This window comes from Streptomyces cupreus (genome assembly GCF_014257025.1).
Lineage (GTDB): Bacteria > Actinomycetota > Actinomycetes > Streptomycetales > Streptomycetaceae > Streptomyces > Streptomyces cupreus.
Window position 1 is genome coordinate 1 of sequence record NZ_JACMSF010000030.1, and the last position, 15,330, is coordinate 15,330.

Here is a 15,330-nt window from a genome sequence, read left to right on the forward strand (position 1 = left end):
TATCACTCGGCCGGGCCCCTTCGGCCGTTCGTGCCATGCTGGCGGGGTGAACACCGAGGACCTGGTCCGGCTGCGGCGGGCGCGTGACCGTATGGACCGCGAGTACACCGAGCCCCTCGACGTCATGGCGCTCGCCGGGACCGCGCTGATGTCCCCGGGCCACTTCCAGCGCAGCTTCCGCGCCGCGTACGGGGAGACGCCGTACGGCTATCTCATGACCCGTCGGATCGAGCGCGCGAAGGCGTTGCTGCGGCGCGGCGACATGAGCGTGACCGAGGTGTGCATGGCGGTCGGCTGTACCTCCCTCGGCTCCTTCAGCGCGCGCTTCACCGAGCTGGTGGGCGAGACGCCGAGCGCCTACCGGGCTCGCTCGCACGCGGACGGTGAGGTGATCCCGGCGTGTGTGGCCCGCCGTTACACCCGGCCGAAGCGGTCGTAGCGTCCTAATCTGGCCGTCATGGACATCAAACTCAAGCAGTGCTTCCTCGCCGTCGACGACCATGACAAGGCGATCGCCTTCTACCGCGACGTCCTGGGCCTTGAGGTCCGTGGTGACGTCGGGTTCGAGGGGATGCGGTGGGTGACGGTCGGCTCGCCGTTGCAGCCGGACGTGGAGATCGTGCTGGAGCCGCCCGCCGCGGATCCGGACACCTCCCCCGCGGACAAGGAGGTGATGGCCCAGCTGCTCGCCAAGGGCGTGCTGCGCGGGGTCAACTTCACCACCTCCGACTGCGACGAACTGTTCGCCCGGGTCCGGGAGTCCGGCGCCGACGTCGTCCAGGAGCCGACGGACCAGCCGTACGGCGTGCGCGACTGCGCCTTCCGGGACCCGGCCGGGAACATGCTCCGCTTCATGGAGCCGTCGAAGCCGTAGCAGGGCTGGCTAGGATCGCGCCCATGACCATCCGCTGGACGTACGCCTTCGTCGACCGGCCCGCCGAAGCCTTCGGCCCCGCCTGCGACTTCTGGACCGCCGTCACGGGCACGCAGCTGTCCGAACTCCGGGGCGACCAGGGTGAGTTCGTCACCCTGCTGCCCGAGTCCGGCGACGCCTGCGTCAAGGTCCAGGGCGTCATGGAAGGGCCCGGCGGCGCGCATCTGGACTTCGCCGTCGAGGACGTGCCGGACTTCGTGAAGGAGGCGCTGCGGGTCGGGGCGGGACTGGTCGCCGAGCACGAGGGCTGGGCCGTACTGCGGTCCCCGGCCGGGCAGTTGTTCTGCGCCGTGCCCTGGCACGGGGAGTCGGCACGGGCGCCGGTGGTGCGGGAGACACGCCTCGACCAGGTCTGCCTGGACATCCCGCCGTCGCTCTACGACGCAGAAGTCACTTTCTGGAGCGCCCTGTTGCCCGAGTGGGAGTCCCTGCCGGGTTCCCTCCCGGAGTTCCACGTGGTGAGGCCCCCGACGGGTCTACCGATCCGCATCCTGCTCCAGCGCCTCGGCGAGGAGCGCCCGGCGTCGGCCCATCTCGATCTGGCCTGCACGGACATCGAGACCGCCCGGACGGCCCACGAAGCCCTGGGCGCCATGCTCGTCCACCGCGGCACCCACTGGCGCGTGATGCGCGACCCGACGGGCGGCACGTACTGCCTGACGGGCCGCGACCCACACACGGGCGGGCTGCCGGTCTGACGGAAGAACCGGCGCTTCACGCCCAGGGCTCCACCCCCACCACGGCATCCACCGGGATCGGCCCGTACACATGCGGGAACTCCTCGCCGCCGGGCTTCATGGCCTCGTACTTCAGCGGCGCATCGAGGCGGGCGGGGTCGATGACGAGCAGCACCAGTTCGTCGGGGCCGTCGTAGTCGCCGTAGACGAACGCGGCCACCGGCGGCAGTTGCGCGCGGGTCGAGCAGTGGATGAAGCCCTCCTCCTGGAGGGTCTTGCCGCGGGTCGACATCTCGTACGTCCCCCGGGCGCGGGCCTCCTCCCAAAGGGACCGTTCGGTCAGGTGCACGATGGTTGTGGACATGACGCCACGTTACGACCTCAGCCGCGCCGCCCGCCCCCGCAAATACCGCTGCTCGGGCAGGCTCATGGTCTGCGCGGCCGCCGACTCGTAGGCGGCCCGCGCCGCGTCGTACTCCCCGGCCCGCTCCAGCAGATGCCCCCGTACGGCATCCCTGCGGTGCCCCAACTCCCCCTCCAGCGCGTCCACTTCCGCGAGCCCCGCCTGGGGCCCGTGCACCATGGCGACGGCGACCGCGCGGTTCAGGCGTTCCACGGGCCCGGGGACCAGGCCGACCAGCACGTCGTAGAGGCCGAGGATCTCCCGCCAGTCCGTGGCGTCCGCGGACGGCGACTCGTCGTGGACGGCGGCGATGGCGGCGCGCAGTTGGTAGGGGCCGACGGGGCCGTGCCGTAGGGCGTGGGTGACCAGCGCGACGCCCTCCTCGATCGCGGCCTTGTCCCAGCGCTCGCGGTCCTGTTCGTCGAGGGGCACGAGGTCGCCGTGCGGTCCTGTACGGGCGTCGCGGCGGGCGTCGGTGAGCAGCATCAGGGCGAGCAGACCGGTCACCTCGCCGGTGTCCGGGAGCAGCCGGTGGGCCAGACGGGTGAGCCGGATCGCCTCGCCCGCGAGATCGCGGCGCTGGAGGCTTTGGCCCGAGGTCGCCGTATAGCCCTCGTTGAAGATCAGGTAGAGGGTGTGCAGGACGGCGGGGAGCCGTTCCGCCCAGTTGTCGGGGCGCCCGAAGCTCACCCCGCGCACCTTCTGCTTGGCGCGGCTGATGCGCTGGGCCATGGTCGCCTCGGGGACGAGACAGGCGCGGGCGATCTCCGCCGTGGTCAGACCGCCGACCGCGCGCAGGGTGAGCGCGATCTGCGCGGGCGTGGTCAGGTCGGGATGGCAGCACAGGAAGAGCAGGGAGAGGGTGTCGTCCTCGCGGGGAGCCCGGTCCGCACCGGGCGCGAGGCGCGCGGCGAGCGCCGTCGCCTTCTCCTCCCGCGCCCGCCGGGCGTCGTCGGCCCGCAGCGTGTCCACGAGCCTCCGCGAGGCCACCTTGATCAGCCAGCCGCGCGGATTGTCCGGCACCCCGGCCGCCGGCCACTGCCCGGCCGCGGCGAGCAGCGCCTCCTGTACGGCGTCCTCGGCGGCGTCGAAATGGCCGTACCGGCGTACGAGCGCGCCGAGGACCTGCGGCGCGTGGTGGCGCAGCAGGTCCTCGACGGTGTCGCTCATGGGGTTCAGACGTCTCCGGTGCCCTCGCCGATGGGCCGGATCACCACGGGGTACACGGGCGCGCCCGCCGGCTGGGGGCACTGCGTGACCCGTGCGGCGATCTCGGTGACCCGCTCCAGGCTCGCGCAGTCCAGGACCCAGTAGCCGGCCAGCAGCTCCTTGGTCTCGCTGTACGGGCCGTCGGTGATGACGGGCTTGCCGTCGGCACCGAGGCTGACGTGCCGGGTGCGGGCGGGCTCGACCAGTCCCTGGGCGTCGACCAGTTCGCCGGTCTCGGCGAGGTCGTCGTTGATCGCGCCCATGAAGGCGTACATCGCCTGCACGTCCTGCTCGGTCCAGGCCGGCGAGTTCTCGGACGCCTTGCCCTTCATCGCCTCGTAGTCCGCCTGGCTTCCCTGCACCATGACCAGATACTTCATGACTCGCTCCTTTGTCTCGCGCCGCCTGTCTGGGCGGCTCTCACACGGGACGTCGGAGCCGGGCCCGGGTTCTCGACATGGTTCGGGACGACGTTTCAGGAATTCCTCGCGGCGCTTTCCTCGGGCTCCTCCCGGCGCTCTGGCTGTTCCTGGGGCTCATGATGTGCGCGGCGCCGGTGGTGGTGCGCGTGAGGGTCTTCCTCGGCGCCTTCCTCGACGAAGGCCTCGCACTGGGGGTTACGGCAGGGGCCGGCCACCCAGCGCGGTACCCATGCGCCCAGCGTCTTGTGGCGCTGGATGACCGTTTCGACGGACTGTCCGCAGACGGGACAGACGTGTTCTTCGCTGTCCATGTCCTCAGGGTAGGCCGGTCAGCTCTTGCGTGCGTAGGTGCGGACCAGCACTCCGTTGCCGAACGTGCGGACGCCTTCCAGGGTGAAGTCGCCCACGGCGAACCCGGTGCCGCCGAACATGGGCATGCCCGTGCCGTAGACCTGCGGATAGGTCTTGATCACGAGCTCGTCGATCTCGTCGAGCAGTTCGCCCGCGAGCCGGGAGCCGCCGCACAGCCAGATGCCGAGTTCGCTGTCCTCGGCCTTCAGCTCGCGGATCCGGGCGACCAGATCGCCCTCGATCACGGTGACGTTCGGGTCCGGGGAGTCGAGGGTGCGCGAGGCGACGTACTCGCGCAGATGACCGTACGGGCTGGTGACGCCGGCGTCGAGGGCGAGCTGGTAGCTGGCGCGGCCCTGGATCACCGTGTCGAAGTTGAGGTTCTCGGCGCCCTTGAGGCCGAGTTGTTCGCGGCCCTGGACCGCGATGGTGTCCGGCCAGGTCGAGCCGAGGTAGCCGAGGAACTCCTCGTCCAGGAACGCGAACATCGACGAGGCGTCGCCGTTCGGGTCCCCGATGAAGCCGTCGATGGAGCAGGCGACGAAGTACGTGAGCTTTCGCAAGCTGGTCTCTTTCCGTAGGCTGCGGTTGAACAACTGCAGTTGTAGTACTTCACTTGTAGTGGTTGCAAGGGTTTTCCAGGACCGGATTGAAGTGGGAGAGGAGATTCCGCATTGGCCAGGAATCCGGAGCGGCGCGCGGCGCTGGTGGACGCCGGTGTGGAGGTTCTCGCACGGGAGGGGGCCCGGGGGCTGACGTTCCGCGCGGTGGACGCCGAAGCGGGGGTGCCGGTGGGCACGGCCTCCAACTACTTCACCGGGCGCGATGACCTGCTGCGGCAGATCGACGCCCGGCTGCATGTACGGCTGGCCCCCGACCCCAAGGTGATCGCCGAGCTGCTCCAGCGGCCGAAGGACCGGTCACTGGTCACGGCGTTCATGCACGATCTGATGGGCCGGGCCACCCGCGACCGCACGGGCTATCTGGCGCTGCTGGAGATGCGCCTGGAGGCGACCCGGCGCCCCGAGCTCCGGGTCTCGTACACGGAATCGGTGCGCGGGGACCTGACGGAAGGCATGGAGTTCCACCGGAACGCCGGCCTCCCCGGCGGCGACGAGACCGTCACGGTGCTCTATCTCGCCATGCTCGGCCTGATCTTGGAGCATCTGACGCTGCCGGGGGTGCTGGAGGGTGTGCTGCCGGGCGTGGGCGTTCCGGAGGGGCTGATCGAACGGATCGTGGAGACGGTGGTGCCGGGGGCCTAGCGGGGGACGCGGGGTGCGCTGGGTGCGCTGGGTTCGCGCCACATGGGGAACATCTGGGGGCCGTCGGGCAGGTCGAGGGGGCTGCCGAGCAGTTCGAAGCCGAGGCGTTCGTACAGCTTGCGGCTGCGGGCGCTGCTCGCCTCCAGGTACGCGGGGACGCCGTCGCTGTCGCAGCGGTCGAGTACGGCGCCGATGAGCGCGGAGCCGAGGCCCTTGCCCTGCCGGTCGGGGGAGACACCGATCATCCACAGGTATTCGTGGGCGCGGTCGCCGGGATGGATCCCGGCGGTGAGCCGGCCGATCAGCTCCACGCGCTCGTTCTCCGGATCGACGGCGTCACGGAGCTGTACGGGCCCGTCGTCGTCGGGGTCGTGCTCCCCGGCGGGCGTGCGCAGCCACAGCGCGCAGGCCGAGGCGTCCTCGGTCAGGTCGATCCGCCCCTCGGCGAGCACGATGTCGGTGAAGGCCGCCATCAGCCGGTGATGGGTCGCCCGGCGGTACTCGGCACCGGGAAACACCCAGCCGCTGACCGGATCGTCCTGGAAGGCCTCGTCCAGCAGCCGCACCACCAGATCCCGGTCCGCCTCTGTCGCCGTCCGGATCGCCACACCCATGTCCCACCCCTTCGTCTCAATCCGCCTTGATCGTATGGCGGTTGGGCCGCGCGTGGTGAAGGCGGCCGAAGATTGTCGCGATCCGGGTGGGCGGACCGAGCGAACGAACGGGCCCCGCACACCGTGGGGATGTGCGGGACCCGCCGGGCCGGGCCGGTGGGCGTGCGGGGTCAGGAGCCGCACGCCCGCCGGTCCGGGGTCTTCAGGTGCTGCGCCGGGTGACGAACTCGGCCAGGGCCAGCAGGCCACCCGCCGCCTCCGGCTCGGGCACCGCGCGGGCCAGCTCCTGCATCGCGCGGGCCATCCGGTCGGCGGCCTGGACCTGCGCCCAGTCACGCCCGCCCGCCTGTTCCACGGCCAGCGCGGTACGCGCGGTCTCCTCGTCCGCCGCCATACCGCCCTTGCCGTACGGCACTTCGTACAGCTCGGCCAGCTTCGCGGCCGCCGGGGTGCCGGAGGTGAGCGCGGCGACGACCGGCAGCGACTTCTTGCGGGCGGCCAGGTCCGCGCCGGCCGGCTTGCCGGTGCGCCGGGGGTCGCCCCATATGCCGATGACGTCGTCGATGAGCTGGAAGGCGAGCCCGGCCTCACGGCCGAAGGCGTCCATCGCCTCCACGTCCTCCCCGGCCGCACCCGCGTACAGCGCGCCGAGGGCGCAGGCGCAGCCCAGCAGGGCTCCCGTCTTGGCCTCGGCCATGGCGAGCGCCTCGTCGAGGCCGACGTCGGCGCAGGCCCGCTTCTCCAGGGCCGTGTCCGCGTGCTGCCCCTCGCACAGTTCGACCACACAGGCGGCGAGCCGGGCCGCGGCCCCGGTGGACGCCGGATGCGGGTCCTCGGCGAGGAGTCTGAGGGCGAGGGCCTGGAGGGCGTCCCCGGCGAGGATCGCGTCGGCGTCGCCGAACACCGTCCAGGCGGTGGGCCGGTGCCGTCGGGTGGTGTCCCGGTCCATCACATCGTCGTGCAGCAACGTGAAGTTGTGGACCAACTCCACCGCCGCCGCGGCCCGTACGGCGGCCTTCCGGGCCGACGGCCCGCCGAGCGCCTCCGCCGCGGTGAGGACGAGCGCGGGGCGGATCGCCTTGCCCGCGTTGCCCGCCGCGGGTGTGCCGTCCGCGTGCTCCCACCCGAAGTGGTAGAGCGCGATCCGGCGCATGGAGCCGGGTAACGAATCGATGGCGGCGCGCAGTTCGGGGTCGACGGACCCTCGCGTGCGCTCCAGGATCGCCATCGCCTCCTGCCCGTCGAGCGGACCCGGTCCGGCGTGTGTCTGGGTCCCGATGGGCCTCCGCCTTTCACGCGTCTCGGTCTCTCGCCGCCCTCCGGCGGGGCGTTGCTGCGTCTCGGTCATGAACTCACCCATCGCCTAGGAGTCGGCGGACGGTGGCGCTCGTCCCTCGGCCGGGCACGTACCCCGAGGGTGTACCCGCCCCGGAGGGCGGGGACACCGGATGTCCGCGGGAAGGTCACTGCCAGCGCCCGATCTCGACGTTCTCCAGCACGCCGAGCGCGTCGGGCACCAGAACCGCGGCCGAGTAGTAGACGGTCACCAGGTACTTGATGATCGCCTGCTCATTGATACCCATGAACCGCACCGACAGGCTCGGCTCGATCTCGTCCGGGATACCGGCCTGCTGGAGCCCGATGACCCCCTGCTCGGCCTCGCCGGTACGCATGGCGATGATCGAGGTCGTACGGGCGTCGCTGACCGGGATCTTGTTGCACGGGAAGATCGGCACCCCGCGCCAGGTGGGGATGCGGTTGCCGGCCATCTCGATGGTCTCGGGCACCAGTCCGCGCTGGTTGAGCTCACGGCCGAACGCGGCGATCGCGCGCGGGTGGGCGAGGAACAGCTTGGTGCCGCGGCGCCTGCTGAGCAGCTCGTCCATGTCGTCGGGTCCCGGCACGCCGTGGTGCGGCTGGATCCGCTGGTCGTACTCGCAGTTGTTGAGCAGCCCGAACTCGCGGTTGTTGATGAGTTCGTGCTCCTGACGCTCCTTGAGCGCCTCGACGGTCAGCCGGAGCTGCTGCTCGGTCTGGTTCATCGGCTGGTTGTAGAGGTCGGCCACGCGGGAGTGGATGCGCAGCACGGTCTGGGCGATGCTCAGTTCGTACTCACGGGGCTTGGCTTCGTAGTCGACGAAGGTGTGCGGGATGTCCGGCTCGCCGCTGTGGCCGGCCGCGAGGTCGATCTCCTTCTCGCCGTACTTGTTGGCGCGCTGGGCGGGGATCGAGCGCTGCGCCTGGAGATGGTCACGGAGCGAGTCGGCGCGCTCCGCGATCTGCTCGACGTCCTGGCGGGGCAGCACGAGGACGGTGCACGCGGTGACCGTACGGACCGTGTGCTCCCAGATGGCGTCGGCGGCGAGCAGCGCCTGGTCACCGAGGTAGGCGCCGTCGGCCAGCACCCCGAGGGACTCGTCGTCGCCGTAGGGGCCGGTTCCGACCTTCTCCACGCGGCCGTGCGCCAGCAGATACACCTCGTCGGCGGGGCTGCCGAAGGAGGCGATCACCTCGCCCGCGGCGAGTTCGCGCTGCTCGCAGCGCTGGGCGAGTTCGGCGAGCACGTCCAGGTCCTCGTAACTGCGCAGCGCGGGCAGCTCGGTCAGCTCCGCGGGGATGACCTCGACCCGGTCGCCGGTCTTCACAAAGGTGATACGGCCGTCCCCCACGGCGTAGGTCAGGCGGCGGTTCACTCGGTACGTGCCGCCCTGGACGTGCACCCACGGCAGCATGCGCAGCAGCCAGCGGGAGCTGATCTCCTGCATCTGGGGCGCGGACTTGGTCGTGGTGGCCAGGTTCCGCGCGGCGCCGGTGCCGAGGCTCTGCTGCGGCCTGGCCTCATCAGTGCGGATCTCTTCGCCTACCGACATAAGGAATTGCCCTCCCGGTCGTGCGCCGACGCCGTTCTGCGCCGGGCATCGAATCGCACGACCAAGCCTTCCTCACGGAGCGTGGCGGTGCCATTACACGAAAGAGCGGGAATGGATCACGGGCGGCTGGGCACATGGGCAGTTCCTGTCCGGCGGAACAGGCGACAATGATCCCGTGACCAGCCTCGACGCCCTCCACCCCCGGCTTCCCTCGCCGCTCCAGGAGCTCGTCGACGACCGTTTCGCCCGCTCCGGCGTCCGCCTGCTCCTCAAACGCGACGACCTGATCCACCCGGACCTCATCGGCAACAAGTGGCGAAAACTCGCCCCGAACCTCACCGCCGCGGCCGGCCGCACCGTCCTGACCTTCGGCGGCGCCTACTCCAACCACCTCCGTGCCACGGCCGCGGCGGGCCGTCTCCTGGGCCTCCCCACGATCGGCGTGGTCCGGGGCCAGGAACTGGCCGGCCGTCCCCTGAACCCCTCCCTGGCCCGCTGCGCGGCAGACGGCATGCGCCTCCACTTCGTCGACAGATCGACGTACCGCCGCAAAACAGAACCGGACACGCAGGCGGCGATCCTCCGCGCGACGGACGCCGAGGACGCGTACGTCGTCCCGGAGGGCGGCAGCAACGACCGAGCGGTACACGGCTGCCAAGGCCTCGGCGCGGAACTCCGCGGCCACGCCGACCTCGTCGCCCTCGCCTGCGGCACCGGCGGCACCCTGGCAGGCCTGGCCGCGGGCCTCGCCTCCGGCCAGCGAGTCCTCGGCATCCCGGTCCTGAAGGGCGGCTTCCTCACCGACGACATAAGCGCCCTGCAACACCGCGCCTTCGGCGGCCCTCAAGGCACCTGGACCCTCGACGACCGCTTCCACTTCGGCGGCTACGCCCGCACCACCCCCGAACTGGAATCCTTCGCCGCGGACTTCGAGCAGCGCCACGGCGTGCCCGTTGAACGTCTCTATGTCGCCAAGTTGCTCTATGGACTGGTCACCCTCGCAGCGGAAGGCGCCTTCCCGCGCGGGACGACGATCGCGGCCGTCATCACCGGCCGCCCCTTCCCGTAGGCCCCGCTCACGCCGCCTCCCGGAACGCCGCCGCCTCCTCCAGGTCCAGCCTGCGCAGCAGGGTCCGCAGCATTTCGTCGTCGATGTAGCGGCCGTCCCGCAGCTTCACGAACACCGCCCGCTCGGCGCTGATCATTTCGCGGGACAGGCGTCGGTAGGTGTCGTCGACCGTTTCCCCGGTGACCGGGTTGACCTGGCCGAGGCGTTCCCAGACGGCGTTGCGGCGGCGCTCCAGGACGGTGCGGAGGCGGTCGGCGAGCGGGGGCGGAAGGGCGTTGCGCTCGTCGGAGAGAAGCTCGTCGAGGCGTCTCTCGGCGGACCGGGAGGCCTGGGCCTGGGCGTTGGCCTCCGCGAGGGTCTCGGCCTGGACGTCGCGGCCCGGCAGCTTCAGGACGCGGATCAGCGGTGGCAGCGTGACGCCCTGGACGACCAGGGTGCCGATGACCGTGGTGAAGGTCAGGAACAGGATCAGATTGCGCTCGGGGAAGTCCTCGCCGCCGTGCACGGTGAGCGGGATGGAGAAGGCGATGGCGAGCGAGACCACGCCCCGCATCCCGGCCCAGGCGATGACGAAGGGCCCCTTCCAGGTCGGGTTCTCCTCCCGTTCCCGGATCCGGGCCGACATGATGCGCGGCAGGAAGGTCGCCGGATACACCCACACGAACCGGGAGACGACGACCACGAGGAAGATGACGACCGCGTACCCGGCGGCGCGTCCTCCCTCGTACTCCCCGAGGCCCTTGAGGACCACCGGCAGCTGGAGTCCGATCAGCGCGAAGACGGCCGACTCCAGGACGAAGGCGACCATCTTCCACACGGCCTCCTCCTGGAGGCGGGTGGCGAAATCGACCTCCCACGCGCGGTGTCCCAGCCACAGCGCGACGACCACCACCGCGAGCACCCCGGAGGCGTGCACCTGCTCGGCGACGGCGTAGGCGACGAACGGGATCAGCAGCGACAGCGTGTTCTGGAGCAGCGCCTCCTTCACGTGCGTGCGCAGCCAGTGGATCGGCACCATCAGCACCAGGCCGATGCCGATGCCGCCGAACGCCGCGAGCAGGAACTCACCGATGCCGCCGGCCCAGGTGGCGCCCTCGCCGACCGCCGCCGCGAGCGCCACCCGGTAGGCGGTGATCGCGGTGGCGTCGTTCACCAGGGACTCGCCCTGGAGGATCGTGGTGATCCTCGACGGCAGCCCCACCCGGCGCGCGACGGCCGTGGCCGCGACCGCGTCCGGCGGCGCCACCACCGCGCCCAGCACCAGGGCCGCCGTGAGCGGCAGATCGGGCACGACCAGATATGCGGCCCAGCCCACGGCGAAGGTCGCGAAGAGCACGTACCCGACCGACAGCAGCGCGACGGGCCGCAGTTGCGCCCGCAGGTCCAGATAGGAGCTGTCGGTGGCGGCCGTGTGCAGCAACGGCGGCAGGATCAGCGGCAGCACGATGTGCGGGTCGAGGGTGTAGTCGGGCACCCCGGGCACATACGACACCATGAGGCCCACCGCGACCAGCAGCAGCGGCGCCGGGACGGGGGTGCGCCGGGCCGCCGCGGCGACCGCGGCGCTGCCCGCCACCAGCAACAGCAGCGGCATCACGTCCATGGACCTCGCCCGCCCTCAGTCATCGCCTTCGCCCGCCCTCGATTTTCCGCGCGGCCTTCCGCGCGCCCGTCGTAACCTGGCAATCATGAAACAGTGCACGCATGCCGACGTGCTGCCGCACCCGGAACCCGGCCCGCTGAGCGAGACGTGTCCGGAGTGCTTGGCGGACGGCACCCACCCGGTACAGCTGCGCCTGTGCCTGACCTGCGGTCACGTCGGCTGCTGCGACTCCTCGCCGGGACGGCACGCGACAGGGCACCACAAGGACTCAGGACATCCGATCATGCGGACGTTCGAGCCCGGTGAGGACTGGCGATGGTGCTTCGTGGACCACGTCCTGGTGTGACGGGTACGACTCCGGATCCGGACGGTTCGACCGTCTGGCGCCTGGGTACGTCAACCCGGCGCGCGCTCTTCCCATTTGGGCCCGCCGAACCCCTAGCCACGGAGCGTATCCAAAGGTTTACTATGAGTGACAGCAGTGGGGTTGGGGTCCCGGGGACAGAAAAGTTCGGAGCGCGATAGCGTCACCGCTGAACCACTCATCGCGTTAACCCGGGGGGCGACCCTCGGCCCCGAAAAGCTTGTACCACCTTGGAGGTGAGGGTGTCCCAGATCGCAGGCGAGCCCGCGACCCAGGACTTCGTGGAAGTCCGGCTGCCGGCTGCGGGTGCCTACCTGTCGGTGCTGCGTACGGCGACTGCCGGTCTCGCGGCCCGTTTGGACTTCACCCTCGACGAGATCGAGGACCTGCGCATCGCGGTGGACGAGGCCTGCGCGATCCTGCTTCAGCAGGCCGTGCCCGGCTCGGTGCTCAGCTGTGTCTTCCGGCTCGTCGACGACTCGCTGGAGGTCACCGTCTCGGCGCCGACCACAGACGGTCACGCACCGTCACGGGACACCTTCGCCTGGACCGTGCTGTCCGCCCTCGCGGGCAAGGTCTCCTCCGCCGTGGACGACGACAAGACCGTTTCGATCAGCCTCTACAAACAGCGCGGCGCGGGACCCGGGCCGGCGTGAGGAACGGGGACGGGCCGGTGCGGGACGAAGAGCGCGGCACACGGGAGCTGCCGGCCGAGAACGCCGACAACGCAGTCGCTCCGGGCGGTTCCCGACACTTGGCGGACGGCGTTGACGGCATTCCCGAGCAGGCCAGACCGCATCCGGAGGACGACACGGCCTCCGCGCGGACGGGCCTCCCGGACAACGCCGTGCAGGGCTCGCCTCAAGAGAGGCGGATCGGGGGCACCCCCGGCCGGGCTGAGACGAGAGCTCGACAGAGGGCGACGGGCGGGACGATGAGCGAGCACCAGCGAGACGACGATCAGGGCGTGCCGGCCACGCAGCACGAGGTACAGGAACGCGAACCGCAGGACCGCAGCGGAGCGCGCGCCATGTTCGTCGAGCTGCGCAAGCTGAAGGACGGCAGCCCGGAGTACGCGGAGCTGCGCAACCAGCTCGTCCGGATGCATCTGCCGCTCGTCGAGCACCTCGCCCGCCGCTTCCGCAACCGCGGCGAGCCGCTGGACGACCTCACCCAGGTCGCCACCATCGGCCTGATCAAGTCGGTCGACCGCTTCGACCCGGACCGCGGCGTCGAGTTCTCGACGTACGCCACCCCGACGGTCGTCGGCGAGATCAAGCGGCACTTCCGCGACAAGGGCTGGGCGGTGCGCGTCCCGCGCCGGCTCCAGGAGCTGCGTCTGGCGCTGACCACGGCCACCGCGGAGCTCTCCCAGCAGCACGGCCGCTCCCCCACGGTGCATGAGCTCGCCGAGAAGCTGGCCATCTCCGAGGAGGAGGTGCTGGAGGGCCTGGAGTCCGCGAACGCGTACTCCACGCTGTCCCTGGACGTTCCCGACACCGACGACGAGTCGCCGGCCGTGGCGGACACCCTGGGCGCGGAGGACGAGGCGCTGGAGGGCGTCGAGTACCGCGAGTCCCTCAAGCCGCTGCTGGAGGATCTGCCGCCGCGCGAGAAGCGCATCCTGCTGCTGCGGTTCTTCGGCAACATGACCCAGTCGCAGATCGCGCAGGAGGTCGGCATCTCGCAGATGCATGTGTCGCGCCTGCTGGCGCGCACGCTGGCGCAGCTGCGGGAGAAGCTGCTGGTCGAGGAGTGACTCCCGCGGGACTACTGCTGTGCGTTGCCGGGTCCTCGGATCCCGAGGGCCCGGGTCGTCTCGGCGTTCACCAGCAGGACCAACGCGGTGACGGCCACCACCGCGAGGGCGATCCCGGCCGGGATGGCCATGCTGTCGGCCTGGAGCAGGTTGTAGGCCACGGGCAGCGCCATGATCTGGGTGATCACGGCCGGGCCGCGCGACCAGCTGCGCCGGGCGAACAGTCCGCGGGCGGCCAGCAGCGGCAGCAGCGCGAGCACCACCAGCGTCACCCCGCCGGTCACGGCCTGCTGACGGTCGTCCGGGGCACCCGTGAGGCCCAGGACGAGGATCCAGACCCCGCCGACCACCAGGGCGAGCCCTTCAAGCGCCGCGAGGGCGGCCGCGTAGATCAGCCGCCGCGGGCGGGGTTCGGATTCCGGGGCGGGGTTCTGCTCAGCGCTCACCCCTGAAGGGTAGCCGTCGCGGTGTGCGCCCCCTCGGGCGCCCGGGGCACGCGGCACGCGCCCGTGGCGAGGTTCACGCACCGATTCTCTTACTGGATCACTATTCGGTGTAGGCCCAGTACCCCCCAGTAGGTACGCTGCAATCCATGCGTGCACTTCTCGTGGTCAATCCGGCGGCAACCACCACAAGCGCACGTACGCGCGACGTCCTGATCCATGCACTGGCCAGCGAGATGAAGCTGGAAGCGGTCACCACCGAGTACCGCGGCCATGCGCGCGACCTGGGCAGGCAGGCGTCGGAGAGCGAGGACGTCGACCTGGTGGTGGCCCTCGGCGGCGACGGCACGGTCAACGAGGTCGTCAACGGCCTGCTGCACGCGGGCCCGGATCCGGAGCGCCTGCCGCGTCTCGCCGTGGTCCCGGGTGGCTCCACCAATGTCTTCGCCCGTGCGCTGGGCCTGCCCAACGACGCCGTGGAGGCGACCGGCGCGCTGCTGGACGCGCTGAGCGAGGGCAGCGAGCGGACGGTCGGCATGGGCATCGCCGCGGGGACCCCGGGCACCGAGGACGAAGGGGTGCCGACGCGCTGGTTCACCTTCTGCGCGGGGCTGGGTTTCGACGCGGGTGTGGTCGGCCGGGTCGAGCAGCAGCGTGAGCGGGGCAGGAAGTCCACGCACGCCCTCTATATGCGCCAGGCCCTGCGCCAGTTCCTCCAGGAGCCCAACCGGCGGCACGGCACGATCACACTGGAGCGGCCCGGCGCCGACCCGGTGACCGATTTGGTGCTGTCCATAGTCTGCAACACCGCCCCGTGGACGTATCTGGGCAATCGCCCGGTGTACGCGTCACCTAAGGCGTCGTTCGATACGGGTCTTGACGTACTCGGTCTCAGCCGGATGTCCACGGTCTCGGTTGCCCGGTATGCGACCCAGTTGCTCACTTCGTCCCCCGAGCGGGGACCCCATGGCAAGCATGCCGCCTCGCTGCACGACCTGGACCAGTTCACCTTGCATTCGAAGGTCCCGTTGCCCCTTCAGATGGACGGCGACCACCTGGGGCTGCGTACGAGCGTGACGTTCACAGGCGTACGCCGTGCACTGCGTGTGATTGTGTGAGCAGAAGGGGCTAAAGTCCTTTCACTCGAACGTTTAGGCCAGGATCCACCCCATGGAAGTACGGCTGTGACCTAGTCGACACCGAGGAATCAAAAAAAACTTTCCAGAAGGGGTTGTATCCGCCGCTGAGGTTTGCGAGTCTCTACGTGGCGATCGGGACGGCCCGCAAGACCGGCCTCCACAGATCACCGGAACCCCTCTCCACATCACAGGACCACGCCAGGGAAAC

At 70.6% G+C, this 15,330-nt stretch carries 19 protein-coding genes; 9 read left to right on the forward strand and 10 right to left on the reverse strand.

Annotation, left to right across the window (positions count from 1 at the left end; genetic code table 11):
• The first annotated feature begins 46 nt into the window (after window positions 1-46).
• From H4N64_RS25270 to H4N64_RS25280, 3 genes are read left to right on the forward strand one after another with little or no spacing between them, the layout of a single operon-like run.
• Window positions 47-439: a helix-turn-helix domain-containing protein gene (locus H4N64_RS25270; protein ID WP_186284706.1), complete on the forward strand. Its 393-nt coding sequence runs from the start codon at window positions 47-49 to the stop codon at window positions 437-439.
• 18 nt (window positions 440-457) lie between these two features.
• Entirely contained in the window at window positions 458-874 is a 417-nt protein-coding gene (locus tag H4N64_RS25275; protein ID WP_186284707.1) for a VOC family protein, read from the forward strand.
• A gap of 23 nt (window positions 875-897) precedes the next feature.
• On the forward strand, window positions 898-1,632 hold the full coding sequence (locus tag H4N64_RS25280) for a VOC family protein (RefSeq protein ID WP_186284708.1): 735 nt from the start codon (window positions 898-900) through the stop codon (window positions 1,630-1,632).
• Between the two features lie 16 nt (window positions 1,633-1,648).
• Here the strand turns inward: H4N64_RS25280 and H4N64_RS45525 are convergent, their stop codons facing one another.
• The 5 genes from H4N64_RS45525 to H4N64_RS25300 form a co-directional block, all read right to left on the reverse strand.
• Complete coding sequence (locus tag H4N64_RS45525) at window positions 1,649-1,975, reverse strand: DUF952 domain-containing protein (protein ID WP_260859974.1); 327 nt, start codon at window positions 1,973-1,975, stop codon at window positions 1,649-1,651.
• Window positions 1,976-1,984: 9 nt separating this feature from the next.
• Window positions 1,985-3,184, reverse strand: coding sequence for an RNA polymerase sigma factor (locus H4N64_RS25285; RefSeq protein ID WP_260859975.1), 1,200 nt, complete (start codon window positions 3,182-3,184; stop codon window positions 1,985-1,987).
• A gap of 5 nt (window positions 3,185-3,189) precedes the next feature.
• Window positions 3,190-3,603 (reverse strand): YciI family protein, encoded by a 414-nt coding sequence (locus H4N64_RS25290; protein WP_186284709.1) that lies wholly within the window; start codon window positions 3,601-3,603, stop codon window positions 3,190-3,192.
• Between the two features lie 95 nt (window positions 3,604-3,698).
• The gene (locus H4N64_RS25295) at window positions 3,699-3,956 is read right to left on the reverse strand and encodes a hypothetical protein (protein WP_186284710.1); all 258 of its coding nucleotides are present in this window, start codon (window positions 3,954-3,956) and stop codon (window positions 3,699-3,701) included.
• A gap of 18 nt (window positions 3,957-3,974) precedes the next feature.
• Window positions 3,975-4,559: a dihydrofolate reductase family protein gene (locus H4N64_RS25300; RefSeq protein WP_186284711.1), complete on the reverse strand. Its 585-nt coding sequence runs from the start codon at window positions 4,557-4,559 to the stop codon at window positions 3,975-3,977.
• Window positions 4,560-4,670: 111 nt separating this feature from the next.
• On the opposite strand from H4N64_RS25300, the gene H4N64_RS25305 reads away from it, so the two are divergent.
• The gene (locus H4N64_RS25305) at window positions 4,671-5,261 is read left to right on the forward strand and encodes a TetR/AcrR family transcriptional regulator (protein WP_186284712.1); all 591 of its coding nucleotides are present in this window, start codon (window positions 4,671-4,673) and stop codon (window positions 5,259-5,261) included.
• On the opposite strand, the gene H4N64_RS25310 is transcribed toward H4N64_RS25305, so the two are convergent.
• The 3 genes from H4N64_RS25310 to H4N64_RS25320 form a co-directional block, all read right to left on the reverse strand.
• On the reverse strand, window positions 5,258-5,875 hold the full coding sequence (locus H4N64_RS25310) for a GNAT family N-acetyltransferase (RefSeq protein ID WP_186284713.1): 618 nt from the start codon (window positions 5,873-5,875) through the stop codon (window positions 5,258-5,260). The two genes, H4N64_RS25305 and H4N64_RS25310, sit on opposite strands and share 4 nt — an antisense overlap.
• Before the next feature lie 202 nt (window positions 5,876-6,077).
• The gene (locus H4N64_RS25315) at window positions 6,078-7,235 is read right to left on the reverse strand and encodes a family 2 encapsulin nanocompartment cargo protein polyprenyl transferase (protein WP_186284714.1); all 1,158 of its coding nucleotides are present in this window, start codon (window positions 7,233-7,235) and stop codon (window positions 6,078-6,080) included.
• Between the two features lie 103 nt (window positions 7,236-7,338).
• Window positions 7,339-8,745 carry a family 2B encapsulin nanocompartment shell protein gene (locus H4N64_RS25320; RefSeq protein ID WP_186284715.1) on the reverse strand — a complete coding sequence of 469 codons (1,407 nt, stop codon included), beginning with the start codon at window positions 8,743-8,745 and terminating at the stop codon, window positions 7,339-7,341.
• Window positions 8,746-8,920: 175 nt separating this feature from the next.
• On the opposite strand from H4N64_RS25320, the gene H4N64_RS25325 reads away from it, so the two are divergent.
• Window positions 8,921-9,814: a pyridoxal-phosphate dependent enzyme gene (locus tag H4N64_RS25325; RefSeq protein WP_186284716.1), complete on the forward strand. Its 894-nt coding sequence runs from the start codon at window positions 8,921-8,923 to the stop codon at window positions 9,812-9,814.
• Window positions 9,815-9,821: 7 nt separating this feature from the next.
• Here H4N64_RS25325 and H4N64_RS25330 read toward each other — a convergent pair whose 3' ends face one another.
• Window positions 9,822-11,417 (reverse strand): Na+/H+ antiporter, encoded by a 1,596-nt coding sequence (locus tag H4N64_RS25330; RefSeq protein ID WP_186284717.1) that lies wholly within the window; start codon window positions 11,415-11,417, stop codon window positions 9,822-9,824.
• 85 nt (window positions 11,418-11,502) lie between these two features.
• Between H4N64_RS25330 and H4N64_RS25335 the strand changes: the two genes are divergently transcribed.
• The 3 genes from H4N64_RS25335 (at window position 11,503) to H4N64_RS25345 (ending at window position 13,540) form a co-directional block, all read left to right on the forward strand.
• The gene (locus tag H4N64_RS25335) at window positions 11,503-11,763 is read left to right on the forward strand and encodes a UBP-type zinc finger domain-containing protein (RefSeq protein ID WP_186284718.1); all 261 of its coding nucleotides are present in this window, start codon (window positions 11,503-11,505) and stop codon (window positions 11,761-11,763) included.
• 260 nt (window positions 11,764-12,023) lie between these two features.
• Complete coding sequence (locus H4N64_RS25340; RefSeq protein WP_015657891.1) at window positions 12,024-12,437, forward strand: ATP-binding protein; 414 nt, start codon at window positions 12,024-12,026, stop codon at window positions 12,435-12,437.
• Complete coding sequence (locus tag H4N64_RS25345; protein ID WP_186284719.1) at window positions 12,434-13,540, forward strand: SigB/SigF/SigG family RNA polymerase sigma factor; 1,107 nt, start codon at window positions 12,434-12,436, stop codon at window positions 13,538-13,540. Before H4N64_RS25340 ends, H4N64_RS25345 begins: the two co-directional genes overlap by 4 nt.
• A gap of 11 nt (window positions 13,541-13,551) precedes the next feature.
• On the opposite strand, the gene H4N64_RS25350 is transcribed toward H4N64_RS25345, so the two are convergent.
• Window positions 13,552-13,986, reverse strand: coding sequence for a hypothetical protein (locus H4N64_RS25350; protein WP_186284720.1), 435 nt, complete (start codon window positions 13,984-13,986; stop codon window positions 13,552-13,554).
• 146 nt (window positions 13,987-14,132) lie between these two features.
• Here H4N64_RS25350 and H4N64_RS25355 point away from each other — a divergent pair, with 146 nt between their 5' ends.
• Window positions 14,133-15,101 (forward strand): diacylglycerol/lipid kinase family protein, encoded by a 969-nt coding sequence (locus tag H4N64_RS25355; protein WP_186284721.1) that lies wholly within the window; start codon window positions 14,133-14,135, stop codon window positions 15,099-15,101.
• Window positions 15,102-15,330 lie beyond the last annotated feature (229 nt).